23 protein-coding genes, 1 tRNA gene and 2 pseudogenes are annotated in these 25,847 nt (G+C 38.9%); 7 read left to right on the top strand and 19 right to left on the bottom strand.

Annotated elements, in window-relative coordinates; all coding sequences use genetic code 11:
* The first annotated feature begins 375 nt into the window (after positions 1-375).
* Positions 376-594 carry a hypothetical protein gene (locus AC559H_RS13420; protein WP_026785740.1) on the top strand — a complete coding sequence of 73 codons (219 nt, stop codon included), beginning with the start codon at positions 376-378 and terminating at the stop codon, positions 592-594.
* Between the two features lie 165 nt (positions 595-759).
* Here AC559H_RS13420 and AC559H_RS13415 read toward each other — a convergent pair whose 3' ends face one another.
* Positions 760-1,944 carry a 1-deoxy-D-xylulose-5-phosphate reductoisomerase gene (locus tag AC559H_RS13415; protein WP_026795561.1) on the bottom strand — a complete coding sequence of 395 codons (1,185 nt, stop codon included), beginning with the start codon at positions 1,942-1,944 and terminating at the stop codon, positions 760-762.
* Positions 1,945-2,117: 173 nt separating this feature from the next.
* Here AC559H_RS13415 and AC559H_RS13410 point away from each other — a divergent pair, with 173 nt between their 5' ends.
* Complete coding sequence (locus AC559H_RS13410; RefSeq protein ID WP_237745631.1) at positions 2,118-3,746, top strand: DUF2079 domain-containing protein; 1,629 nt, start codon at positions 2,118-2,120, stop codon at positions 3,744-3,746.
* Positions 3,747-3,816: 70 nt separating this feature from the next.
* On the opposite strand, the gene AC559H_RS13405 is transcribed toward AC559H_RS13410, so the two are convergent.
* Positions 3,817-4,632 carry a sensor histidine kinase gene (locus AC559H_RS13405; protein WP_051319855.1) on the bottom strand — a complete coding sequence of 272 codons (816 nt, stop codon included), beginning with the start codon at positions 4,630-4,632 and terminating at the stop codon, positions 3,817-3,819.
* A gap of 327 nt (positions 4,633-4,959) precedes the next feature.
* On the opposite strand from AC559H_RS13405, the gene AC559H_RS13400 reads away from it, so the two are divergent.
* Positions 4,960-5,709 (top strand): pantothenate kinase, encoded by a 750-nt coding sequence (locus AC559H_RS13400; protein ID WP_036834041.1) that lies wholly within the window; start codon positions 4,960-4,962, stop codon positions 5,707-5,709.
* Here the strand turns inward: AC559H_RS13400 and AC559H_RS13395 are convergent.
* The 9 genes from AC559H_RS13395 to AC559H_RS13355 all read right to left on the bottom strand — a co-directional run bounded on the left by AC559H_RS13395 (position 5,612) and on the right by AC559H_RS13355 (position 13,767).
* Positions 5,612-6,511 carry an alpha/beta fold hydrolase gene (locus tag AC559H_RS13395; RefSeq protein ID WP_052349352.1) on the bottom strand — a complete coding sequence of 300 codons (900 nt, stop codon included), beginning with the start codon at positions 6,509-6,511 and terminating at the stop codon, positions 5,612-5,614. The two genes, AC559H_RS13400 and AC559H_RS13395, sit on opposite strands and share 98 nt — an antisense overlap.
* A 29-nt stretch (positions 6,512-6,540) precedes the next feature.
* Entirely contained in the window at positions 6,541-7,005 is a 465-nt protein-coding gene (locus AC559H_RS13390; protein WP_202806342.1) for an NUDIX hydrolase, read from the bottom strand.
* 99 nt (positions 7,006-7,104) lie between these two features.
* Positions 7,105-7,569: a thioredoxin-dependent thiol peroxidase gene (gene bcp / locus AC559H_RS13385; protein WP_026795564.1), complete on the bottom strand. Its 465-nt coding sequence runs from the start codon at positions 7,567-7,569 to the stop codon at positions 7,105-7,107.
* Positions 7,570-7,679: 110 nt separating this feature from the next.
* A tRNA-Leu gene (locus AC559H_RS13380) sits at positions 7,680-7,761 on the bottom strand.
* A complete protein-coding gene (locus tag AC559H_RS13375) occupies positions 7,740-8,615 on the bottom strand; it encodes a M48 family metallopeptidase (protein WP_026795565.1) in 876 nt (291 codons plus the stop codon). The genes AC559H_RS13380 and AC559H_RS13375 overlap by 22 nt, the downstream gene beginning before the upstream one ends.
* Before the next feature lie 217 nt (positions 8,616-8,832).
* Positions 8,833-10,440 carry a GldG family protein gene (locus AC559H_RS13370; protein WP_036834039.1) on the bottom strand — a complete coding sequence of 536 codons (1,608 nt, stop codon included), beginning with the start codon at positions 10,438-10,440 and terminating at the stop codon, positions 8,833-8,835.
* A gap of 4 nt (positions 10,441-10,444) precedes the next feature.
* Positions 10,445-11,221, bottom strand: a complete 777-nt coding sequence (locus AC559H_RS13365; RefSeq protein ID WP_422630668.1) for an ABC transporter permease — start codon at positions 11,219-11,221, stop codon at positions 10,445-10,447.
* A 26-nt stretch (positions 11,222-11,247) separates the two neighbouring features.
* The gene (locus AC559H_RS13360; protein ID WP_026795568.1) at positions 11,248-12,351 is read right to left on the bottom strand and encodes an ABC transporter ATP-binding protein; all 1,104 of its coding nucleotides are present in this window, start codon (positions 12,349-12,351) and stop codon (positions 11,248-11,250) included.
* A 579-nt stretch (positions 12,352-12,930) separates the two neighbouring features.
* The gene (locus AC559H_RS13355) at positions 12,931-13,767 is read right to left on the bottom strand and encodes an IS5 family transposase (protein WP_036834550.1); all 837 of its coding nucleotides are present in this window, start codon (positions 13,765-13,767) and stop codon (positions 12,931-12,933) included.
* 156 nt (positions 13,768-13,923) lie between these two features.
* On the opposite strand from AC559H_RS13355, the gene AC559H_RS13350 reads away from it, so the two are divergent.
* From AC559H_RS13350 to AC559H_RS13335, 4 genes are all read left to right on the top strand, one after another.
* A complete protein-coding gene (locus AC559H_RS13350; RefSeq protein ID WP_036831677.1) occupies positions 13,924-15,171 on the top strand; it encodes a DNA methyltransferase in 1,248 nt (415 codons plus the stop codon).
* Between the two features lie 23 nt (positions 15,172-15,194).
* Entirely contained in the window at positions 15,195-15,863 is a 669-nt protein-coding gene (locus tag AC559H_RS13345; RefSeq protein WP_202806293.1) for a Bpu10I family restriction endonuclease, read from the top strand.
* Entirely contained in the window at positions 15,863-15,940 is a 78-nt protein-coding gene (locus AC559H_RS13340; protein ID WP_202806297.1) for a hypothetical protein, read from the top strand. The genes AC559H_RS13345 and AC559H_RS13340 overlap by 1 nt, the downstream gene beginning before the upstream one ends.
* 155 nt (positions 15,941-16,095) lie before the next feature.
* Complete coding sequence (locus AC559H_RS13335; protein ID WP_026795570.1) at positions 16,096-16,575, top strand: SH3 domain-containing protein; 480 nt, start codon at positions 16,096-16,098, stop codon at positions 16,573-16,575.
* Between the two features lie 149 nt (positions 16,576-16,724).
* Here AC559H_RS13335 and AC559H_RS13330 read toward each other — a convergent pair whose 3' ends face one another.
* The 8 genes and pseudogenes from AC559H_RS13330 to AC559H_RS13295 form a co-directional block, all read right to left on the bottom strand.
* Complete coding sequence (locus AC559H_RS13330; protein WP_026795571.1) at positions 16,725-17,633, bottom strand: 2OG-Fe(II) oxygenase; 909 nt, start codon at positions 17,631-17,633, stop codon at positions 16,725-16,727.
* Between the two features lie 124 nt (positions 17,634-17,757).
* Positions 17,758-18,159: a ribonucleotide-diphosphate reductase subunit beta gene (locus AC559H_RS13325; RefSeq protein WP_081693633.1), complete on the bottom strand. Its 402-nt coding sequence runs from the start codon at positions 18,157-18,159 to the stop codon at positions 17,758-17,760.
* 72 nt (positions 18,160-18,231) lie between these two features.
* On the bottom strand, positions 18,232-18,981 hold the full coding sequence (locus tag AC559H_RS13320; protein WP_051319513.1) for an HNH endonuclease: 750 nt from the start codon (positions 18,979-18,981) through the stop codon (positions 18,232-18,234).
* Between the two features lie 705 nt (positions 18,982-19,686).
* A pseudogene (ltrA, locus tag AC559H_RS13315) lies at positions 19,687-21,451 on the bottom strand (group II intron reverse transcriptase/maturase).
* Between the two features lie 590 nt (positions 21,452-22,041).
* Positions 22,042-22,386 (bottom strand): annotated as a pseudogene (locus tag AC559H_RS13310) (ribonucleotide-diphosphate reductase subunit beta); the annotation flags it as partial.
* 150 nt (positions 22,387-22,536) lie between these two features.
* On the bottom strand, positions 22,537-23,070 hold the full coding sequence (locus tag AC559H_RS13305) for a hypothetical protein (protein WP_036831655.1): 534 nt from the start codon (positions 23,068-23,070) through the stop codon (positions 22,537-22,539).
* A 104-nt stretch (positions 23,071-23,174) separates the two neighbouring features.
* Complete coding sequence (locus AC559H_RS13300) at positions 23,175-23,399, bottom strand: ribonucleoside-diphosphate reductase (protein WP_227351138.1); 225 nt, start codon at positions 23,397-23,399, stop codon at positions 23,175-23,177.
* Positions 23,400-23,476: 77 nt separating this feature from the next.
* Positions 23,477-25,735, bottom strand: coding sequence for a ribonucleoside-diphosphate reductase subunit alpha (locus tag AC559H_RS13295; RefSeq protein ID WP_026795572.1), 2,259 nt, complete (start codon positions 25,733-25,735; stop codon positions 23,477-23,479).
* Between the last annotated feature and the right edge of the window lie 112 nt (positions 25,736-25,847).

Below are 25,847 nucleotides of genomic sequence, written 5' to 3'. Positions count from 1 at the left end.
AAAATATTTTTTCATGCCCGCTAAATCCTTCATTTCTATGGGGTTCAGCTTTTTGTGGCTGGGAGTCACTCGCCTAGGGAACAAATGATGGCATCAGAATTTAATGGTTTTTGTCCGATACAAGGGGCAACGGTCTAATCTTGGACACACGCAGACACATATATATGGATATTGGGCGTTGCTGAATCAGGGGGTATGCCTAAGAAGCGACGCGATGCTGCAAGGCGGAGACTACGCCATTTTGTTAATTTTGTATGATAGAATTTGGGATCTTAGCCCAGATGCACTTAAATAAGTGAAGTCCCGAAAGGAAAATTTACTTTTTAGACTCTGATTGACAATCCACCCATCTGAAATTAATGAGGTTATAAGCTAATGTCTACTTCTAGTCATTCTCAACCAAATGGAGATCCTAATACTGAGCCTTATACCAATCCCCATCCTGAAGCTGTAAAAGATCCGAATGTTGATCCCTATACAAATTCCGATTCCGATTTTAATGCAGACCCTAATTTAAAACCCTATACTAATCCTCATCCTGAAGCTATCCAAGACCCGAATGTTGATCCCTATACAAATCCTGAATCTGAATAGGAATTTTTTGTTGTGATCCAGTTAATTTGATTCAGACTGCGCTCAATCAAATTAACCTGGATTTTTTTTATAGGGTTGAAGCCCGCCTCAACCCTACAATTTTTGCAGTCTCAGCCAATTTATAAATCCATTCAAATTTAAGTTTATTAGTCGTTTTTTTACAACTTAAACCGCTATTTTTTGATGAAGTTTTTTAGAAGCCACAATTACTTCTTGTCTTGCCCAACGGTCTGACTCTATAATATCTTCTAAAGTCGGATCTTTACGATTATCAATTTGATGACGATCGCAAGTTAGTTCTATGACCTTGGGAATATCTAAAAATGCAATTTTTTCTTCTAAAAATAAAGCAACAGCTTGTTCATTTGCTGCATTTAAAACCGCAGGCATCGAACCCCCAGCCCTGCCAGCAGCATAGGCTAAAGACATACAAGGATATTTTTGATCATCCGGTTCTTTAAAGGTTAGATTCCCCGCTTTAACTAAATCCAAACGTTGCCAATTTGTATAAATTCTTTCCGGCCAAGACATGGCATATAAAATCGGTAAACGCATATCTGGCCAACCCAATTGGGCTAAAACGGAGGTATCTTGTAGCTCAATTAACGAGTGAATAATACTCTGGGGATGAATCACAATTTCGATATCATTATAATCTAATCCAAACAAGAAATGCGCTTCAATTACTTCTAAACCTTTATTCATCATTGTGGCTGAATCAACGGTAATTTTTTTGCCCATTGACCAGTTAGGATGGGTAATGGCATCGGCTACTGTTACTTCTTTTAATTTTTCTACGGGCCAATCTCTAAAAGCACCCCCAGAAGCTGTTAAAATAATTCGTCTTAATCCCGCTTGGGGAACTCCTTGTAAACATTGAAAAATTGCTGAATGTTCCGAGTCCGCAGGTAATAATTTTACCCCATGTTTTTTGATTAAAGGATTGACAACCGGCCCCCCAGCAATTAAGGTTTCTTTATTAGCTAGGGCGATATCTTTTCCGGCTTCAATGGCGGCAATTGTAGGTAATAAACCTGCACAACCGACGATTCCGGTAACTACTGCTTCCGAGTCCCCATAGCGTGCAACTTCGATAATTCCTTCCTCTCCCGCGAGTAAAATTGGTTGGGGGTTAATATCAGTAATCAGGGCTTTTAATTCGGGTAACTGGTCAGGATTGGAAATGGCGACAATACTGGGGTTAAAGGCGCGAATTTGTTGGGCTAATAGGTTAATATTGCTTCCGGCAGTGAGTCCCACAATCCGAAACTGTTCGGGATATTCTGCTACAATGTCTAAGGTTTGAGTCCCGATGGAACCTGTAGAACCCAGAAGTGTAATTGCTTTCATCTTTTCTTAACAAGTATTTGATATAACCATAGTACGATGGTTGATCCCCATTTCCCAATTCCTGCTCAAATCGAGTTAGGGATATTATCTAGGAATTAAAAGATTGAGATATAATCAAAGATTCTACTGTTCAGAAGATTCACTCTCAGGTAGACTGAACTTCGTTGTGAGTAATGAACAAAATGCAAACCCACCCAGACCATCCCGAAGCTTCAGCGCCGATAGAGACTAAGAGCCTATTTTCCATTTCTATCTGGAAAGTTATGGGAATTGGCACAATTATTTTATTTTTCTATAGCAGTTTACGTCACTTTTTATTTCAGTCTACTGCCTATGATTTAGGAATTTATGATCAAATTATATACTTAATTAGTATAGGAAGACAACCCATTTCTTCATTTTTGGGTTTTCATTTTTTGGGAGATCATGGAGCGATCGCAATTTATCCTTTAGCATTATTATATAAAATTTATCCGAGTGTTTATTGGTTATTTTTAGTGCAAGCAATTTGTTTGGGATCTGCGACTGGATTAACATGGAAATTAGCTCAATTAGCGGGATTAAATCAACGATTAAGTTTAGCCGTTGCGATCGCCTATTTACTCTATCCTGAAATTTTTAATATTAATTTATTTGATTTCCACCCCGATGTTTTAGCAGTCCCAGCAATTTTTGGAGCAATTTTAGCAGCAAAACAGAAAAAAATTATCTGGTTTATTATAGCAATTATTTGGATATTAGCCTGTAAAGCCGTTTTCGCATTAACCGTAATTGCTATTGGATTTTGGTTGATCTTTTTTGAACAACGTCGTTTTTATGGAATGATAGCAATAGCGTTAGGAATCACTTGGTTTTTAATTGCAACTCAGGTTATGATCCCTTTTTATAGTGGTCAAGAAGCCGCCGGAGTATCTCGATATGATTATTTAGGGGATTCGGTTTTAGGGGTAATTTTCAATACAATTATTAAACCTAAATTGATTTTAGGAAAATTATTATCTATCAATACTTTAGTTTATTTCTTGGAGTTTAGTGTCGCGGTGATTTGGTGGTTAAATCCTCAAAAGTTTATCGTATTAGTTCCCGCCATTCCAACTTTATTACTCAATATATTATCTATTGACCCGATGCAACGCAGTTTAATTTATCAATATTCTCTCCCTGCATTACCTTTTTTATTATTAGTGATGATAGAAACTTTAGCAGCAGAAAAGGCAGGACTTGCTAATAGTTTATGGGGTTTATGGAATAAATTTCAGACCCCCCCTAGCCCTTTCTTGCTAATGGGGGGAAAAGAACTGGGTGAAAATGTATCTTCTTACATATCTTTACCCCAGGAAGAAACCGAATCTTCTCACCCCCTATTACCAAAGGTGAGACATTGGGGGTCTTCTTCTCATCTATTCACAATTCCCCATCAAAAACTACCGAAATGGATCATACTTTGGTCAATTTTAGTATTCTTATTATGGGCAGATCATACACAAGTTTTAGGCTATTTTACTCGAATTGATAATTGGTCAGCAACCCAAAAAGCTGTCAGCCAAATTCACACTAAAGGTGGAGTTTTGACCGATAACAGACTTGCACCCCATTTTACCCATCGTAAAACTATTAAATTACTCAATCAAGTATCACCAGACTTTAATTTAATAGAATTTGATTATGTGATTTTAAATTTACGTCATCCTTGGCCCGATACAAAAGATTTAGGGGAAAAATATGCAACTCAATTAAAAGCAAAACCCAATTTTAAATTGTCCTATCAAAAGAATGGTGTATTAGTTTTTAAACGACTTTAATAGATTTAAAGCAACCAAAAAGAAGGAAACATAAAGACACAAAAAAAGGAGAATAAAATTATAATACCATTTAGGAACAAGGAATCTCAATCATAAATTCTGTCCCGTTTTCCTGTTGAGTCTTAAATTCTAATTTATCACCATGAGCTTTAACAATTACTTGATAACAAATAGCCAGTCCCATTCCTGTCCCTTGGCCTACGGGTTTTGTCGTAAAGAATGGATCAAAAATTCGAGATTTAATTTCATCTGGAATTCCTAGTCCATTATCTTGAATTGTAATTCTGATAAAATCTGGACTGTGATCTTCAGTTGTTAAAGTAACTTCTCCCTCTTTTGGATTAGATTTAACCGCATCAATGGCATTACTTAAAACTTGGAAAAAGACTTGATTAATTTGACTAGGGAAACAATTAACTTTGGGAATGGTTTGATAATTTTTATTGATTTTAATTTGAGTCATTCGATGTTCTAACAAGGTCAAACTACTTTCTAAACCTTCAGTTAAATCAACGGATTTCCATTCGGATTCGTTTAAATGGGAGAAATCTTTTAAACTATCAACAATAGAACGAATTCTCACACTTCCCTGTTCCATAGAATCAATTAACAGGGGAAAGTCCTCTTGAATAAAATCGAGTTCTACTTCCTCACCCATTTGATTTAAAAATTCTCCAACTTCCGGGCTAAACTCTCGACATTTATTCAAGACTTCTAGCAAGTTTTGAACGTAGTTTCTGGCGTGGGAAATATTAGCATATATAAAATTATTGGGATTATTAATTTCATGGGCAATTCCGGCTACCATTTGACCTAAACTTGATAATTTTTCACTTTGAATTAATTGAATTTGAGTATTTTTTAATTCTTCTAAGGTGGCTTGCAAATCTTGGGTTTGGAGTTGATATTGGCAAGCGGTTTCTTGAACTTGTGTATAAAGTTGGGCTTGTTTAATCGCGATCGCTAATTGATCAGCCAGTTGTTTTAAGCCATCAATTTCCCAAGTTTTCCAACCACAATCTAATCAAATTTAATCAACTTTATAAATCAGATGTTTCCTAGCTTGAGAAGAAGAAGAAAAAGTCTTAGTTTAATATCAGGATAGTCAATAATCCATGAAAACAGAATTTGCAAATGCACCATTAACCCTTAAACTTTCTGTCAAGATATTTTACAATATTGTTCATAAAATTGGAAGTATTCCTAAAGATAGATGTGTGAATCCCCTCAATTATACTCATTCCGAAATCGTCTCTGGTTAGGATTGATGCTAGGAAATTCTCGACGCCATTGGGCTAAGTTATGCGGTCAAACGGTATTAGAGACTTGGGATGAGGACAATACCGAACCACCCCCAACCCTAAAAGATGATTTACCTTTAATCGTTGCTTCCGTGGTCTGCGAACCCACCCAATATTGGGCCAGATTCCCCCAAGTTCGGGTTTTGACCTTAGCTGATATTCCCCTGAACGGAATGTACTCAACCCTAGGCATTGATCGCGCCTTAGCTGTATTAGGAGCAGGAACACAGTATGGATGGCCAATTTTAGTAATTGATGCGGGAACAGCCCTAACCTTCACCGCCGCCGACGCCGATCAACGGCTAGTGGGAGGAGCTATCTTACCCGGTTTAGGGCTACAACGGTCTTCCTTGGCTCAGAAAACCGCCACCCTACCGAGGGTTGAATTCTCCCCTCCCCATCTACCGCCACGCTGGGCTACCGAAACCTCAGAGGCAATTCAGAGCGGAATTATTTATACCCTGTTGGCCGGAGTGCGGGATTTTATTGAAGCCTGGCAAAAACAATATCCCCAGGGGGCGATGGTAATCACCGGAGGCGATCGCAATTTATTACTGTCCTACTTCACCAAGCGGTTTCCTGATAGGGGTATTCATCCTGTGGCTGATCCCGATCTAATATTTCGGGGGATGGCGGCTCTGAAAACTGAACTTGATGGGTAATAAATTCCCGAATATATTGGGCGATAACTTCTGGCATTTGCAAGGGTAAATTCGGTTTCCCGCCCTCAATTATATGATATTGAGTCATCGGTGCGATTTCGGAGAAAGTTTTACTCTGGTTCAAGGCGGTGGCGGTATCCTCATCTCCTTGTAAGACCAAAGTGGGTAATTTCAACGACTCCAGAGGTTGATTCAACATTTCTGCCTGAATTTCTGCCCAGCGACGACGGTACAACAGTTGACTGGCAACAGGCCACTCCAACAGAATTTGGCGATCGCTAAACCAAGCCTGAATTTTTTTTCCTTTTCCGAATAGAAACCCTAGGGGATAAATCAGTTTCAAAAACAAAAATAACGGAGAAAAATAAGCCGATAATTGTCGTTTCCATCCCCATTCTTTTTTATAGTTTTTAAAGGTTATTCCCTCCGGGGCAATAACCACTAAACCCTTAACCACTTGGGGATATTTCAAGGCATAACTGGTTGCTATCCAAGCTCCCAACCCATTACCTACTAAACAGACTTCTTCAATTTTGAGGGTTTGAATATATTCCGCTAAACACTCAACTTCTAAATTAATAGAAGGGTGAATTTTTGTAAACGGTCGAGACTCTCCAGATCCCAAAGTATCCGGTGCAAAACAATGGTGATCCAGACTTAAATACTGCATCAACGGTACCCACTGACTGCTATCCGTCCAAGACCCATGCAGAAAAATAATTGCCGGGCCATCACCGACTTCACACCAGAAAATCTGTCCCTGGGACACTTGAATTCGGAAGTGATGAAATAATTGATACATCCTAAATTTTTAATATTGTGGACAAAACCTTACGCTAGGGTCGTTAAACCCTGTAAATAGTCCTGAAGATGTCGTTCACAGTCATGGCTAAAATCGGAGGGGAGGGATGTAACAGAAAAGGCTTTAACCTCCGTAATTTCCTGGATGTCCTGAACTTGAAAGTTACCTTGAACATCCGCTTCTACGACAACACAAATGGAATGGACTCGCGGATCTCGATCAGGCGCAGAATAGACACCCACCAAACGGCGAATCTTAACCAATTCTAACCCAGTTTCCTCTGCCAGTTCTCTTTTAATAGTGGTGGGGATATCTTCACCCCAGTCTACCATGCCCCCGGGTAAAGCCCATTTCCCATTATCTCGACGGCGCACCAGCACAATTTTGCCATCAGGTAGAATTGGAATAATACTGGTTCCAGGGATAGGATGACGAAAAATAATTCCTAATACCGTTTGTCCAAAATTCCAAACATATTTGGCAAAGGATACCACCAAAGTGTTTTTTCTCCTCTAATTAAAAACATATAGGCGTTTTTTAGTTTTTACTACTCATTAGCCTATCTCCATCTTAAATAAAGCATCAGGAAAATCCTATGGTTTCCCCAGGGTTTGTAGAATTTCTAGGCTATGGGTTTCCGGTTTAACTTTCCGATAAATAGTTTCTATCCGACCCTGAGCATCAATCACAAAAGTATGACGAAATATCCCCATAAATTCTTTCCCCATAAATTTTTTCAGTCCGTAACTGCCATATTCGGTTGCTACTTTCCCCCCTTCATCAACTAATAGAGGAAAGGGTAACTGATATTTACTAATAAATTTACGATGAGCAACCTGGTTATCCGTACTTACCCCTAGAACAATTATATTTTTTTCTTGGTATTCTCCGTAATTATCCCGAAACCCACAGGCTTCCTTTGTACATCCAGGGGTATTATCCCTGGGGTAAAAGTATAAAACCACTGTTTTCCCGTGAAAATCACTGAGACGGACAGGGTTACCATCGCTATCGGGTAGAACAAAATCCGGTGCTAATTCACCGGGGTTCAGGGTTATGTCCATTTTAAATAATTTTAATATGGGGTGATCGGGATACAGAAACCTTGAAATAATGATAAAGCCCTAAAGGGCTTACTACGCGAGTGAAGCTCTTTAAGGCTTAGAAGTGGGCGGGAAGAGACTTGAACTCTTATGACCGAAGCCGCCGCATTTTGAGTGCGGTGCGTCTACCAATTCCGCCACCCGCCCTTTCGGTTGGCTTCACCATCATACACCATAAACTTTCTTTTTAGCAAGTCCTGATAATTTGAACTACTCGACCAGCGATCAATTTCCCTCGCCCGTAGCACCGGGAGGGGGTGGCTTAATTGGGCTGTTTGGGCTTGTTTAAGCAGTTCTCCGAGTTCCGTACTACTAATTTGATCATAGGTTCTGGCTTGGGCTACAAAGGCATCTAAGTTGAGTTGCGGGGCTAAACTGGGAGAGCCTCCCGACAATTTCATTAATACCGACATGACTATTCTGGGATCTTGGGTGGCCAGTAAGGCTGCGCGATCGCAAGTAAATTCTGCACAGCGCACCCATTCCATTAACTGAGTCTGTAAACCCTGGGTCAACATTGTTCCCCAAGGCGATAATTGATTAGCCGCTAATATGACTAAATTCGCCAGGGTTAAATAAACCCCATGTTCACACTTTAAATGTCCCAACTCATGGGCGATCACCGCTTGAATTTCATCCGGGGTCAATAATTCAATTAACGACGTATGAATCACAATAAACGGTTGTTTTCCCCGCATCGCAAAGGTATAAGCATTAGGAATTGGATTTTGGCGAATATACAGTTGAGGAGGTTCTAAATCCAATATTTTGCAAGCCTCTAATAATAATTCATGCAAATCAGGTAACTGTTGCTGACTCACCAAAATACTAGAAGCAATATTTTCTAAATAAAAAAACTGTTCTCCCACACCCCCCAAAATTTGCCGAATTAATATATCTAAACCCGGAAATTGTTTCAAGGTATTCGTGGCTTGTAAATCCAACGGATGACGGAAATGGTCAGCGCGTAGCCCAATTAAAGGAATAGTTGAAAATGTCATAAGAGGTAAGAGGTAAGAGGTAATAGTGATCACGGATTTAAAAGGATTTCACTGATTTCACGGATTTTAATCTGTGTTAATCTGCGTAATCATCTTAAATCCGTGATAGGTAATTTTGTTATAGAGTCAAGACTTTTGGCTGTTTTTTTGTATTCTTCGTGTCTTTGTGTCTTTGTGGTTAAATCAAGCCTCCCCCTCGTAAAAATACCAATTCCAACTAACGTCTTTTCCACCACACAAACACCGCCATTCCAAACCCAAATATCGGTAAAACCAATAACGCCAACCAACTCAAAGTTTGTCCTAAAGTTGGGGTCATAGCAATTCGGCGACTGGTGGCTAATTGCGGACGAATAGATAAAGTCTCCTGGTCAGACTGACTCAACCAACTCACAGAATTAAGAAACACATCGGCATTCAGTTGCTGACCAAACCATCCATTAGTGGCAAATTGGGAATTTCCGAACACCACTAACCGGGCTTCGGGTTTCTCTGGAGAGGGGCTGGGTGAGGGTTTAGTTTGCGACTTTTCAGCCTGTTTCTGGGGGCGACTCAAGGCAACTCCTAGGGATAGGGGGCCGGCTCGGTCTACTTCCGGGTTAAGTTTGAGTTCAGGACTTTTGAGATCGCTTTCCGCCCAGGTTTGATCATTTGTCCAAATTAACGGAATCTCGGTAATCCCATCAATAGTGCGGGTTTCCACCGGACTGGCGTAGGGATAAATCGAAATTCCATTCCCAAAATCTTGGGTAATCGGATGTTTACCATATTCTCGCACAATTGGAACTGTCGGCCCCAAACCAACTAAACGGCCACCCCCTGACCCATCAATAGCCAGGCGCGGATCAACTTTAACTCCCCATTTTTCTAGGAGTTCATCTAAACCATGATTAGTTTGCGGGTCTAATAATAATAAAACACTACCACCTTGATCTAAATAGGTTTCTAGGGCTTTAACTTCTCCTGCAAATAATTTCCGTTGGGGACTAGCAAGAATAATTGCATCTGCATCCGAGGGAACAGCAGTTTGTTCGGCTAAATTTAACGGTTCGGCGATAAAATTCTTTTCGGTTAAACTTTTTATTGCCTCCGATAATCCTCCCTGTCCCTCGGTTAAGGGTCGTTCTCCATGACCTTGGATAAAATAAACTTTTGGAGTCCGGTTACTGAATAATTGTGCAATATTATTGGTCAGTTTTAATTCGGTTAAGGGTTCTAAGGCTTCTTTTCTTACCCGTTGTCGTTTTTTTCCTGATTCTAAATAGATTTCGCCAAACTCTTTCACCCCAAATTGTTGCGCCAGTCCGGGTTGAGCTTGGGGGTCGATAAATTCATACTGAAAATTTTTACCACCCAGGCGTTGATAGTTGGTTAATAGTTCTTGAATTTGAGGATTTTTTCCTCGATCAAAAACCCAAACTTTTATGGGTTGTTCAAAGGTTTTAACTAGGTTTTGGGTTTGGGGAGACAGGGTAAATTGTTGATTTTCGGTTAAATCAATGCGGAAGTTATTTCTAATGGCGACAAAATTAATTAATCCTAAAATTAATAAAACAGATACCGTAGAAGCTAAAGCATTAGTTCCGGCTTGGGTAGCTCGGCGAGTCCAATAGGGAGTTTGAGACTTATCTTGGGGTTTAAAATAGGCTTGGAATAAAAACCATAATCCTAAAATTACAACTCCGGTAATAATTAAGATTAAAGTAATTGGTTCCCAACTTCCGATCACGATCCCGGCAGATAATCCCATGACGATCAAACTAGGGCCAAGGAAAAATAGGAATTGTATAAATTGACGATTGAGTTTAAATTGGGTTTTGATCATATTATTAAGAACGTTGGAAACGTAAAGCATCAATTGACTGCGCTGTTAGAAATACCCCTAAAATAATATAACTAGCTAACAGGACTATACTACTACTATCCACAATTCCTCGGATAAAGTTAGTATAACTAGAAATTAGAGATAATTGTTTTAACCCTTCTCCTACAACTCCTCCCAGACTTCCACCGATTAAGTCAATTACCCATAAGAATAAAACCAGCGCAAAGGTAAATACCGCCGCCAAAATTGTACTATCTGTTAGGGAAGAAATAAACATTCCCAGGGATAAAATTCCCGCCGCCAATAAAATTAACCCCAAATGAGCTAATAAAAACAAACCCGGAGAAACCGGAGGTTTAGAAGCACTGAAGGCTAATACCTGTAATCCCATTAAGGGTAAAATCATAGTTATATAAAACGTCAGCACCCCTAATAATTTTCCCGTGGCGATCGCCCAATTCGTTAGGGGAGAAGTGGCTAACAATTCCAAAGTTCCCAGTTTTCGTTCTTCTGCATATAACCCCATCGACAACATCGGTAACACAAATAACGATAAGGTTCCAATCAAACGCAAATATACTTGTAAAAATTCATAAGGTAAATCAATCGGGGGTTCAGTTATTCCCATCTGATCTCGGTAGGCAACCTGTTGAATTAACCCTTCTGGCCCTAATAAAATCGCAATAAAAAAGTATCCGGTAATTAGCCAAAAAACTCCCGCAATAGCATAGGCCAAGGGAGAGGCAAAATATCCCTGTAATTCCTTGCGATAAATTGCCATAATATTGTTCAAAATTATTAACACAATTATTCCTCCTCCCGATCTAATGTTGAATTTTTAGGTTGAGAATCAGGATCTTCTATATTTTTAGATTCCTCATTCTCCAATTCCGAAGTAATATTTTCCTCTGTTTCCATATCCTCTACAGTCTGGGAATCTGTTGTTGGTAACAACTCGGTTTTTTCGGGCTGAGTTTGGGTAGTTAACTCTAAAAATACATCTTCCAAACTTGCACGAGTCCGCCGCAGTTCATAGACTTTCAAATCCGATGCCAGTAACATCGCTAAAATTTCCGGTGCAGGTTCTTGATCTAGTTCACAACCCAACCGCCATATCCCTCGGTTTAAATCCCCTAAATTACCAACTTTTTCAATAACTTTTACCCCCGATATCTGTTTCAACCCGACCAATTTCTCCTCCTCTATTTCTCCGTCGAGTTCTACTTCATATCCCGAACCTCCCGTCAACTGTTCCATCAGGGTTTCCGGTGTCCCCGTCGCCACAATTTCACCTCGGTTAATAATCGCCACTTGGCTACAGGTCATACTAACTTCCGGTAGAATATGCGTTGACAAAATAATCGTATGACTCCCGGCTAAACTCTTAATTAAATTCCGCACTTCAATAATTTGTCGCGGGTCTAACCCTACCGTCGGTTCATCTAATACAATTACAGGCGGATCATGGACAATAGCTTGAGCAATTCCTACTCGTTGACGGTAGCCTTTCGATAATTTTCTAATTAGGGATTTTCGCCTTTCCAATAATCCACATTTTCTGATCGCCGTTTCTACTTTTATTTTGCGATCGCCCGCCGATACTTGTTTAATCTGTGCCACAAAATACAAATATCCTTCCACAGTCATATCGGGATACAGTGGCGGATTTTCCGGTAAATAACCAATCCGTTGTCGCACATCCATGGATTTTTCATGCACATCAAACCCGGCAATTCTCGCAGTTCCACTGGTAGCCGGAAGATAGGCCGATAAAATCCGCAGGGTGGTGGTTTTTCCCGCCCCATTCGGCCCTAAAAATCCTAAGATTGCCCCAGGTTCCACCGCAAAGGAAACATCCCGCAGCGCTACAGTAGAACCGTAGGTTTTACACAACTTTTCAACTTCAATCATGCTGACCGCTTGAGCAACGTCTCTTACTTTAGCTTGAAACGGACATTCAATTATCCACTATTATTTTTCACCCTATTATCCCCCAGACCCCAAGCAAAACCAATAAGTAAAAATAATAAATCTGTACAGATAATTTTAAACTTTCAAACATTCGGAATTGTAAACAACTGTAAACTGCTAAATTATTGCGAATAATTCTCATATTTTTGACGAAAAATCAGGGAGTTGACAGGATGAGGTGGATGATGTAGAATTTTTGTCAAGGTATCATAATGGTTGTTTTTTGTAAAAAATTGAAAGAAATGGCTACAAGTCTCAATCTATTGTTGACTTAGAGAATTTTACCGTGAATTTAGGGATAATATCTGCCCAAATCCCCCTTCCTAATCCCCCCTCGAAGAACATTTCTGATTATTACGGATTATAAAGATTTGTAATTGCCATTGACAAAATTATAATAGTGTGCATATTATCTGAGATAAATTTCTGAGATCGGGTATTCTATTGTAATCCTTGAGTAATTCCATTATATTGACCTCTTGCAAAAAAAATCTATGCTATAATAACAAATTTTCACTTTCAGACTAAGAGTGTCAACTCATAATTATAAATGGCCGACAACAAATTACAACGAAGACCATAACGGCGACGACGATTTCGATAACGACTCGATAAGATCCTGAAAATTTTGAGGCTCCGATTAACGTGTTCAATCACAATTCGTTGATGAGCCAAAGCTTGATTATAGTCTTTTTCTAAGACCGAAAGATTGCCATTTTTGGGTTTCTTTTTGGGTACATAGCTATTCAAGTGATAATCCTTAATCCCTTGATAGCCACTATCTTGTAAACTATCAGTTTGGGGGTGAAAATGAATTTTGCTTTTTTTGAATAAGCTAAAATCGTGGCAATGTCCTTCTCCAAAATCTGTACAAATAATCTGTTTAGTTTCTTGATTAATTACTAACTGAATTTTGAGTGTGTGATGTTTTTTCTTTCCTGAGTAATATTTTTTCTGTTTTTTTTTCGGTCTTTCAATAGCCGTTTCTGTGACATCCATCACTACGATTTCGGGGTAGCCAGAATCTTGAATTAATGCTTTTTTTCCCGGAATACGAAACTTTTCTGTTTTGATTAAAGTTGATTCAATATTAGCAACAATTCGGCAAATAGTTGATTCTGATACTCCCCAATTTGTCCCAATATGAAAATATGTTCTGTATTCTCGCCAATACTCCAAGGCTACTAAAACTTGCTCTTGGAGAGTCAGGTGGGTGTGACGTCCTCTCCTATCTTTAGGATGTTCTAACCTGAACTGCTCTATGGCATTAACCATTTCTTGAAAGGTTTGAATCTTGACACCAAATCTCCGTTTAAATTCATGAGGTTTCAAATTTAGATAAAATTGAGTGTTCATCGCAGAGTTATTGTCTAAATTCACTTTCAATTTTTACCATTTTATGGAGTTTTTAGCAAAAATTTGTGAAGAATGGTTAGTCTCTAGGATTTTATGAAATTGAGCAAAACTTACCATAATACCATAAAATTATTTTGCAAGAGTTCTTATTTTAATATGGCAAATCGCCTGTTTTTAGACAACCGACTCCGAGAAAAATTTTTGAGTCAGAATGTAAAAGAATTCAATATCAGTTTACCCCAAGATATTCTGGATATTGAGGACAAAACTCGGTCTAACCTGTTTAGCTGGCGTGGACAATTTGCTCCTCAATTAGTGGAAAACCTAATTTTTGCCTATGCTCCCAAAACCGCCACAATTTTAGATCCCTTTCTCGGAAGTGGAACAGTAGTTTATGAAGCTGGGTGTTTAGGCTTAAAAGCATTTGGATGTGAACTTAATCCCGCAGCCTGGATTTTAAGTCGTACCTATCAATTTATCAACTTAACACGACACAAACGAGAACAGATCATTACATCCATAACCCAGAAATTAGAAATTATACTGGAAATATCTAACTTTTTTGATATCCAGTACCATCAACCCCTGACAATAGAAGAATTTAAACAAAATTTGAGTGAACTCTATGATCAATTAGAAGATTTTGAGAGTATTATTGTTCATGGGTTAGTGATCCTATTAGATATCTCAGAAAATCATAACTTAACCAGAGAACAGATTTACCATACCGCTTGTAAACTCTACCAATTAATTCGGGAACTTCCATATTCTGAAGAAAAAATTCATCCAGTTTTAGGGGATGCGCGTCAGCTTCCCCTCGAAGATGATTGTATTAATTTTGTGATTACCTCTCCTCCCTATATCAACGTTTTCAATTATCACCAAAATTATCGCAGTTCCGCAGAACTATTGGGTTGGGACTTACTCAAAATTGCTAAATCCGAAATAGGTTCAAATCGAGCTAACCGAGGCAATAGATTTTTGACTGTCATCCAATACTGTTTAGATCTAGTTGCTGTTCTCCAAGAGCTTCAGAGAGTCTGTCAAAAAGAAACACGAATCATTTTTGTAGTCGGTTATCAATCAACGGTGTTAGGTGTTCCCTTCTATAATTCAGAAATTATTATAGAATTAGTGAAACAGTCTGGTGTTTTTGACTCGGTACTCACACAAAAACGTCAATTTAAAAATAAGTTTGGTCAAATCATTCGAGAAGATTTATTACACTTAGTCAACAAAAAAGTTTCTATATCAGTTCAAAACTGGGATATAATTGCTAGACAGGTTGCTGAACAAGTTTTAACCCAAGGATTAGATGTAGTTTCAGAAAAAAATGAATCTTCTCTCAGAGACGCAATTAATAAAGTTTACAGTTTAACTCCATCTCCCTATTTACAACAATAAAACCTCGAAAGGATCATCTGACAATGCTGAAATTCCCAACACCTCATTATGATAAACTCAAAGCTTGTTTGAACAACCCTCAATTACCTGCTGCTGATAAAGAACGAGTTGAAGAATCCCTAAAACAATATCAACAGTGGATACAAGCATTAGAAGCTGTTGAAAAAGATCAAAAAGATACGGTAGAAAATTTAGTAGAGGTAACTAATTCCTATCAGCGTTTCATTGAACTGGACTTAATCTTTGATAGTTCTGATAATTTTCTATATCGTCAAAAAGGACAACTCAAACTAGATAATACAATTCTTGAGGAATTTCTCCCTCAATTGATCTATAGAAGTTTACAAGGAATTGATGACTCCTTTGAAATTGGGCCAAAAAATACCTTTTCTGGATTAAGTTTTTTGTCTTCTTTGGGAAATCAGGGTCAAGGAGGTGAACCCAGTTTAAGAACGAAAAATCAAGATTTTATTTTAGGAAAAAAACTGTACTTAAAAACTTCATTAGATAGTGAGTTTAAAAATTCTAAGCTGCTTGAGTCACATCTAGGATATGTTTGTGCTGAATGTAAAACTAATTTAGATAAAACCATGTTTCAGGAAGCAGTTGCTACCAGCAGAGATCTAAAAATAGCTATTCCTAGTTCACTATACTTTTTAGGTCGAAATATTATCCCGATGTCTTTCAAATAATGATTAATAAAATTCAAACTTTAATTAATGATACAGTACCCGAAATTGATTGGGTTTTGGAAAGAGGACATTTTTAACTAATTTTAATGAGCCACCAATACTAATTACCGATTTCCGGCGTGTTATAATGGGAATGATTGCTAGGCTGTATAGTCTAAATGCTGAACAGCTTATGCTATTATGAATTTATAAAACCCGATAAAATCACAATCAAATCATACCCCGAATAAAAATGCGATTAATTATTACCCACACAACTCTGTTAAAATTGCATCCTGTTGATTCCTCAACCTTAACAGAGACTCAAAAAATCAATTTTCCGCTTGGAAGTCGCTTAATCCTAAGCAGCTACCAAGATCATAAACCCGATCATTACCAGATTACCTTAGTTGCATCATTAGGCACTGGTAAAGATAAAAGTATGGTTTGGTATGTCTATAAACCCCATGCTTTTATTATAGCTTCTGACCGAGAGTTTGCCACTGTGAATTTATCCACGGACACCAATCTTAATGTGCGTTCATCTCCCGATGCTGTTTCTGATAATGTAATTTATAAAATCCCCAATCACGTTGATGTCGAATTAATTGAATGTTGCTTTAATCAGCAATTATGGTGGTTAGGAAAACCGTTAGGTGATGATAAAAAAGCCTATGGCTGGATGTCAGCAAAATATTTAAACCTTTATACTCCAGAAGGGTGTTCGATGTAATTGTTTTCCCGATTAATTCAATTTTAAATCTAGGTAGGACTTAAGCACCAAACCCGGTTTCTTTGGTCTTGTGTGTAAGTCCTGCTAGGGTTAAAAAGCGGTCAGTCTTTAAACAAGGCGATCGCTTTTTGCAACTATCAAATATTGAATTAACCCGCACGCAACCAACCATTAAGGGTAAAGCGTCCATCTTCAAACCTTTGGGACGGACAACTGACAGGCATGACCTCATGTTTGCAACGACTATCAAAAAAAACAATACTATTATTATGGGGTTCAATATCAATAAATTCCCGTTCATTCAAGGCATAACCATTTTGCCATTCCGTAGCATATAGTCTTAAATTTCCCCCTGAAAAGTTTTTAGGTTGTTTATGAAAATAATAGACATAACTAATTACGCGAGTATCGGTTTCGGGACTACCCGAATCATTATGAATTTTATAAAAACACCCGTCATTATGGGAGGTTAATTGCATTTCTACCTGGGAAACGGTAAAGGGTGAAAGGTTTAACTGGGTGAGAACAGAAGGAATTATAGCAATTAATTTTTTACGCAGTAATTCGTAGAAATCAGGAAATAAAGTTGCATAGAGAATGGAAGATTTTCGATAATTACTTGCTTGAGTAGTTGTTTTTGAACCTACAAATTTATCCGGTTGTTTGAAAGCAATTTTCAATGCTTCTTTATGCTCTTGCGGTTTTAAAAAATTTTCAATCTGCACATAATTAGCAGGTAAAATTTCCAGATTATTCTCAGCTACAATTGGGGCGGAAGATGGGAGAAGTTCAACGGTTGTTGTAGAGGGTTGGGAAATAGGAGAAGCGTTAAAATTTACAGATGAAGCCAGTAGGGAGGGAGATTGTAGAAGTTCCAGGGGAGTAACGGAAGAACATCCCGACATTTCTAATATTTTTAAGGCAATATTCGCTCGTTCAGTCGGAGAAACTGCTGGATCTTGAAGTAGGGTTTCTAGGGTGGTAATCGATTGATTAATTAAATGTTTGAGTCTTTCTATCGGAATTAGAGCATGGGTTGTAGGACGGACAGTATTCATACGGAGTTCGAGCAAAAACTATCAGAAAGCTATTTTCTCTATGTTGACATAAATTTTAGCATTGGGGTAGAGAAATGCAATAGCCACAACAGAGAGACGCGCCATGGCACGTCTCTACGACAGGTTAAATTTCGTCCCAACCACTGACCCCAGAAGACATCACATAACTGGTGACGCTGGCTTCAAAGAAGTTGGCTTTAGTATGGGCTTCTTTTTTGGTATCCGAGAAGCGTTCTAAATGGGTATAGGGACTTTTACTGTACTTTTTATCGGGATAAAGGGGCTCTAAACCGATAGAACGTAACCGAATATTGGCTAGATATTTGGTGTATTGTTCCGTACTATATTCCGTGATTCCTAAGATATTATTTCCCACAATATGATTAGTCCATTTACATTCATGTTCAACGGCGGTATTGAACATTTCATAAATTTGATCAACAGAGTGGGTAAACACTTGCATGGCTTCAGGAATTAATTTCTGGAATAACCGAACATGAGAAAGTTCATCCTTAATATTCAACAAGGGTCGTTAGTCCTTGCCCGTTCTCTTAAGAACTGCTGAAAGTCACCTTTCAGAATAGACTATATCATCTTCCTAATAGGAAGCCCCCCGTTTCGTAGCACTTGCTACTACGCTTTTACCGCTAGTCGTTGCACCTTTAGAATCAATAACTTCCCAAGCATCAATCCATGTTTTTCTATGACGAACATTGCTAATAACAGAGCAGTCAACATCAAGCCATTGGGCTAATTCCTTATTAGAGCAAGTCGGAAGTCTCTTAATAGCTTCAATTCTTTGCTCAATAGGAATTTTACTGTTTAAACCCGAACTATTTTTAACTTGAACGACTTGATTTTCATTCTCGAATTGCTGCCAAACAGACTTCAGACGTTTTCTATGACGAATCAGTGAGATATATCGGGAGTGTAACCCATACTTATCAGCAACCTCTTGATTGGTTGCCCCATTGACAAGATCATGGATTATTTCCAAATATTGTTCATTAGTGAGTTTAGCCATAGAGTTAGTTTCGGCTGATTTCCCTTGTTTTAATCCTGTTTTGACTGCATGACGGATATTTTCAGCAGGTGTCACCAACTCAAGATTAGACAGACTATTATTAGCTTTATTTCCATCAATGTGATTGATTTGCAATCCCTGTGGTATTTCCCCGTTAAATGCTTCCCAAACAACTCTATGAACAAGAAATGTCTTTCCATAGCAACTAATCTGACGATATCCGGCGGTACTTCGGGTCGTCTTCTTAATTCCTTGACCTCTTACTTTGAGCATAGAACCATCTTCAGAAACCGTATAAGGCAAATCAGGGTGTTTGGCATCCATGAGCTAAGACATCTATTAGGTTGTAGATGAATTATAACATGGGGAAGTTCATCTTTCCACTTGGCTCAGGATTGTCTCAATTGAGAGTTTCCCTGAATTAGAGGGGTTTTCAATTCACGTTACCGTGAAAAGCCGCTATGAATTTAACGGTTAATCATTTTGAAAATATCGGCAGATCCCGGCATTAACATCCGTGACGCTAAATTGTAGAAGTAGATAACGCTACTACCCATCCTTTCGGTAGGGGCTAGAACATACCATTATCTTTTATCTTAAACGAATAAAAGATACTCACCCTCTGTTCGTTGAACCTTCTCCTTTTATGAGGAGCTTGGCTGCTGATTGCCCATTGTAAAGATTAGATCCCTTGCGGCTTCCAATCAATCCTTTAACTTTTTTCTGCTCTCGCACCTGGCGCGCTTATCATTTCTAATTTCGCTTTGGTATAAAGGCTTTAGGGGGTTCCAGCAATTTGATGAGTTTTCACTAACATCTCGCGGTGCTAGGGGGCCATTAATTTAACCCATTGTAGAAGTAAATTCCTTCTAACATATAGTCAGCTAACAGGGAAATAAAGTAATTTTCCAGGGTGGGATTGTTAGAGTCGATAGGAGCGTTACCACTCCTACCTCTCCTTCAGAACCGTGCGTGAGACTTTCACCTCACACGGCTCCTTGATAACTCCATCCTTGTTACGGATACGATTCAAAACGGGTTATTTTCATAATTCTCAACTATTGGTAATTGCTTATTTTTAGTTGAAGAACCATCATGAGCCGTCTTTGTGTCGTGACAGTGTTTGTGTAGAAGTTGTAAATTATCATAGATGTCTTTTCCACCTAATGATGTTGGTTTAATATGGTCAACTTCTACAATGTCTGTACTTGTGAAATACAAACCACAGTGAGGACAAATACCCTTTTGTTTTTTGATTAATTTGGAAACTCTGCTAGGAGTTTCAGGATATTCGCCCCTTCGTTTACTCCAGTAAATCCAGTCTCCATTAAACGGACTAGCCTCTCCCTTGACCTTTGTATGCCTTACGATTGGCGTACTGGCGTGGGTGAATAATTCTAATCCATCTTTTGTACTGAAACACCAATTTCTGTCGCCTACTGTTCTCCAGTATTTGTCTTTGTTGATGTTCCCTTTTCCCCTCCTTCTTGCCCAGGCTCTTAATTTGTCATAAGTTAGATTATCAACTTTTGAGAAAGTATCCTTACTAACTTTAGTTGAGTAATAGTTTGACCAACCTCTAATAATTGGATTTAGCTTGCTAATTAAAGCAGCTTGAGGGGCAGTCTTATGGGTATCTATTACTTCAGCTATATTGACAAGATGAGTTTTAACTTTGGCTTTTGAGGGTGTGATTAATGTCTTAAAACCTAGCGGTGTTCCGTGCGTGTTGTTCGCACATCGGTAGTTACCTACTTTGTGTTGTTGTACATGGAATCCTAAGAACTCGAACCCAACATTTCCTTCGATTTCATTAAGGGTGTGGGTTAATTTTGTTTTACTTGGTTTTAATTCCAATCCCATGTCACTTAACCATTTTGCAATTATCTCTTGACACTTTTTGACTACGTTTAAATCATCATGGATTATTACGAAATCATCGGCGTAACGGATTAAACTAAGAGATTGACGGTTAGCCAATTTTCTCCCTTTTAGAGTTTCTGCATATTGCATGACTCTTTCTTCCATACCATGTAGGGCAATATTCGCAAGTAAAGGTGAAATTACCCCGCCTTGTGGTGTACCATCATTAGTAGGAAAAAGTTCTTTTCCGTCCATGTACCCTGCTCTTAGCCACGCTTGAATTTGACGGCTTAATGTAGGGTATGTGTTTATTTTGGAGATTAACGCTTTGTGGTTTATGCGGTCGAAGCATTTGGAGATATCAGCATCAAGTACATATTTGGACTTGTATCTAATGTTGTTAAATATTGCTTCGATTGCATCGTGGCAGGAACGTCCTGGTCTGAAACCATAACTGTTCGGCTCAAATTTAGCCTCCCATTCTGGTTCTAACGCTAGTTTTACTAACGCTTGCAATGCGCGGTCGTTGATTGTGGGTATTCCGCCCCCCAAACCCCCCGTGCACGGGGGGCTTGGGGGGGGTTTCTGTTGTACCAGGTTTGGGAATATTAACTCTGCGAGTTGGTTTTACCTTATTGGTTAACTTTAATCGTCCTACCAAGTTCATACGTTGCTTTGGGGTCAGAGATTTAACTCCATCCACTCCAGCCGTATTTTTGCCTTGGTTATCTTGTGTTACCCTGCGAACCGCAATACATTTAGCACTCCAGGAATTAATCAGGGTCTTTTGAAGTTTACGAACTGCTTTAACATCGCCTCGTTCACTCGCTCGAAATATGCGCTTTTGCAACTTGAAAGTTACCTTTTCCAGCTTACGCCAGTTAAGGTCTTTCCATTCCACCGTCTGAGTTTTAATCAGCGTTTTAGACATATAGATTGCTACTTGTTCTATTTCTTTGGAATTACCGAGTATCTGTCTGCATATCTTTGCCATTACAGCAAAGCATTCGCTTTTGATACCATCCCTTCCCCATATATCATTCGTTAGCTACTTACTGGACGCACGACCTCTCCAGAGATATATAGGGGTTACTTCGTTCCGATTACACATTTGTTTGAAGTCTTTAGCGTGATGTTATCCACCGGGTTTTTGGGCGGTGCTTATAAGTCGGTTGAACACCCGCTTATGCCCTATCCTTGCCTTTTGGCTTGGTGTTATTCAAGATTGTTCTTGATTTAGCCATTACACCATCACAATTAACGGTGGTTCAAACACATCTTTGCTTTCGCTACGCATGGACTTCTTACTCGATAGTTACCAGATTTGGCTTCCAGTAGTTCTACCTTTTAACCCCGCTTTAGCTTGTTGGTTGCTACCCATTCAAACTAGGGGTTATGTTTTCACCTCAGCACTTGAGGGATGGGACTTACCGCACGGCGGTTCACCCATAAATGTAATCAGTTATCACCAGTCTTATAAACTGGGTTAACCGTCCCATAAACCTTTCGGTTTATTTTAGGTTAAACGAATCGCACATCCATATATTGTTGATAAATCCCGGCAATGAATTCACAGCGATCGCGCAAAACACTATCGGTTTTCCAAAACTCATAAACAAAGGTTCTCCGATCGGATGGAATAATCGTTTCAATCATGTATTGATAACTCTGATTGTGCATCGCCTCCTGAGAAGTTTGTTCTGCCATACAAAGACTAATTTCTGGGGCAGTTACACAACTTTTCAGATGAGGAATATTGCAGGTTTGAACAGAATCTAAGAAGGTTAAATAACTTAAAATTCCATCAAATGCCCAACGTTCATCGGGAGTTAAGTTAACATAATCCACGACATCCTGAGTAATATCTAATTTTTCGGGTCATTGGTGTTCAGTTAGATTCGCTAAGTCTAACCCGCTTGATTTAAGCTGCCATAAGTCACCTTATGGATCGGACTATCTCATCATCCTTTTAATAGAAAAAGGAGTCCCCCGCTTCGACTGTCAATCGCTTACAGCCTACTCCCTTATAGGGTTAGTCTCTACACCTTCTTGCTTTTTAGCAAGCTTGGCACGGTATTGTCTGTAATGTAGAATCCTGTGACAGTTAGAACACAAGAGAATACATTTATCTAATTCTTGGAATACCTTATCTTTTCTCATTAACACCATATCTGATGGAGTATATTCCTTTTCAGAAGGATCAGTGTGATGAAAATCAAAGGCAGCAATAGTATCTTCCGTTGCAACAAATCCACATTCTGAACAACAACCACCTTTATAAATACAAAACTCTAGTTTATTTTTATTTTTTATTCCAGAGTTTCTATATTCCCTAAGATACTGCTTGTTATAGGATTGTATCTTTTCTTTATTTCTTTCAACGTAGGCTTTGGATTTAGCTTTCCCATGACTTGATGCGTAATAGTCTTGCTTGTATGCAAGAATACAACTTTTGCACCTTGAGACTATTCCACTTTTTAACCTAGCGTCTTTGTGAAATTCGGAAATATGTTTAACAACGTGACACTTGCTACAGGTCTTGCTTTCCATTTTTGATATTATGAAAGTTATATTTCATAATACAAAAAACTTTCTCGCAACGCCAATAAATTACACAGAGTTTCACCGTTTTCAAGGGATTTAGTCTGAGCTACCTAATTAACCCAGAAATTCTCGCGCATTTGTTTATACAAACCCACGGCCCAGGAATAACGCACATCATTTAATTGCATTAAATTTGTGGTTTCCCCAAACCAAATAGAACGATGATTAATATCATCATTTCCATTCGGATTGAAAATCGGATTTATGGGCATAGTTAAGGGCTTTCTACGCCCATTTTTGTCCAGGGGTGGGGATGAAGCAAAGTCTAAGGTCATACTCGTAAAATCAAGGAATTTAAGATAACTTTCCCCCACCAGTATGACATAGTTTTATCAAGTTAGCTTGTTAGCCTTTAATTAGCACAAGCAACGCAACCATCATCAGTTTCTTTGAAACTATCACGCTGCACGGTTCTGACATAATAAACCGCTTTACAGCCTTCTTGCCAAGCTAAGATTAAGGTATCAAAAATATCCTTAGCTTTGATAGCGCGATCGGGTTCATCAGGAAAGTAAACTCCCTCATTCAAATTAAACATTAATTCCATGGAAATTCCGGTATCAATCCACTTTTGAACCGTCGCCACCGCCTTAACAACAATTTGTTGATTTAGGCTTTTATTTTCCGGGTAAAACCAAAAATGATCCTGAAGAAACGGTGGAGCAATTGGAACTGTTCCCTTCGCCCATTTGTCATAGAAAAAACGACTATAACAGGGCAAAATACTAGCGGTACATCCTTGCACCAAAGAAGAGGATGTGTTAGGAGCGATCGCGGTAATATGAGAATTACGAATCCCATATTGTTGAATATCTAAACTCAATTGTTGCCAACGTTCTTTCTGCGCCGCGTGTTGCAAAAACCACTCTACGGGTTTCGCCCCAATTAACTTTCCTTGACTCCAAGCACTGCCTTTAAATGCTGGGTAATAACCCCGTTCTTTTGCCAGTTCCATTGAGGTTTTAGTACAATAGAAACCGATATCTTCAAACAGATGACTAATTTCGTTTAAATGGTTATAAGTTAAGCGATTTTTTGCTAACCAATCCGCTAATCCCATCGCCCCTACCCCAATTGTCCGATATTTTTGGTTATGGGTTTTACTAGCTTCAAAGGGAGTGTTAGTAATTTCAATCGTATTATCTAACATTCGCACCGCAATTTCACAGACTTCCGGCAGTTCTTCTCGTTCAATATTAGCTAAATTCAAAGAATCCAAGTTGCAAGTGTGTGCTTCTTCTCCAGGTTTAACATTCGACCAGCTTTCTTGGCACAAATTCCCCCCCGGAATATAGCCTTCATGTTGATTAGGATTAGCCCGATTTGAGGTATCTTTAAACCATAAATAGGGCATTCCGGTTTCTACTTGGGAACGCATGATTAACTTAAATAAATCCCGAGCATTAACCTTTTTATAAAGGGTGATTTCCGTATCTAAGTTTGCTTCTATTTTTTGATATACACTTTCAAAGGATTCCCCCCAAGTTGTGGCTAATTCAATGCCCAGTTTTTCCCTAACTTCATAGGGGTCAACCAGTGTCCAATCTTCTCGACTGATCACCCGACGCATGAACTCATCAGGAATCACTAATTGAGGGAAAATATCATAAGCTTTGCGACGTTGATCGCCATTTTCCGTCTGCATTTCCAGAAATTCAGGAACATCTAAATGCCAGACATCTAAACTCACCGTAATCGCCCCCGCCCGACGTCCGCCTTGATTCACCGCGATCGCCGTATCGTTTAATAATTTAATCCAAGGAATCACACCCCCCGAGGTGTTTTGTTTTCCCATCACCCAACTGCCAGTTGACCGCACTCGGCTAACATTTGTGCCCACACCGCCGCCATTTTTAGAAATTCTGGCGGCATCTTTAATCGTGTCAAAAATGCTTTCCAAATTATCATCCATTGCCGTAATAAAACAGCTACTCAGGGAGCCGTGAGGAATCCTTAAATTTGCTAAAATTGGGGTAGCTAAGGAAACTTTACGTTGAGCGATCGCTTGATAAAACTTTCTCGCCCAGAATAACCGATTTTCTGGTTTTTCTACAATTGCTAATAGCAACGCACAGGTTAATAGAGCTTCTTGGGGTAATTCATCTGTTAATAAATAGCGTTTATTTAACAAAACTGCCCCAGCATAATCATAATCTTTGTCCCATTCGGGATTAATCCAACTTCCGGCCTCTTGAAGTTCTTCGGCGGTGTAAGTCAGAATCCGAACGTCATATTGTCCCTGTTCCACTTTATTATGAACCGTTCTGCAATAGTCGCCGTATTCATAGCCCCGACGGACTAAGGTATCTTTCCATAAACTCCAAATCTGTAGTCTTCCCGCCACATAACGCCAGTTTGGGTCGGAGGGACTGCATAACTCTAAGGCGCAATTAATTAAATTATCCTGAATTTCTCGGGTAGTCACACCATGCCGCAGTCGGGTGGTTAGTCCCGCTTCTAGGGTAATCGGATTCGCCTCCATTCCCTCACAAGCCCAGTTAACGACTTCTCGAATTTTAGAGACATCTAATGGGGCCAGACTACCATCTCGTTTAATGACTTTAATATTTTTATTAGGGGTGATAGTAAGGGATGGTGATGTTGATTGCATAGTCAATATTTTTACCCAATGCTATAATGAATTGACGCCTTACCACTGTACTCTAATTCCATATTTAGTGACAGGGATTGACAGAAATCTTATTTTACGCTATATTTAGTGT

It is taken from the genome of Planktothrix prolifica NIVA-CYA 540, from assembly GCF_963864145.1.
GTDB lineage: Bacteria > Cyanobacteriota > Cyanobacteriia > Cyanobacteriales > Microcoleaceae > Planktothrix > Planktothrix agardhii.
Note: the sequence above shows the minus strand (reverse complement) of the source record. Positions and strands in the feature narration are given on the sequence as shown.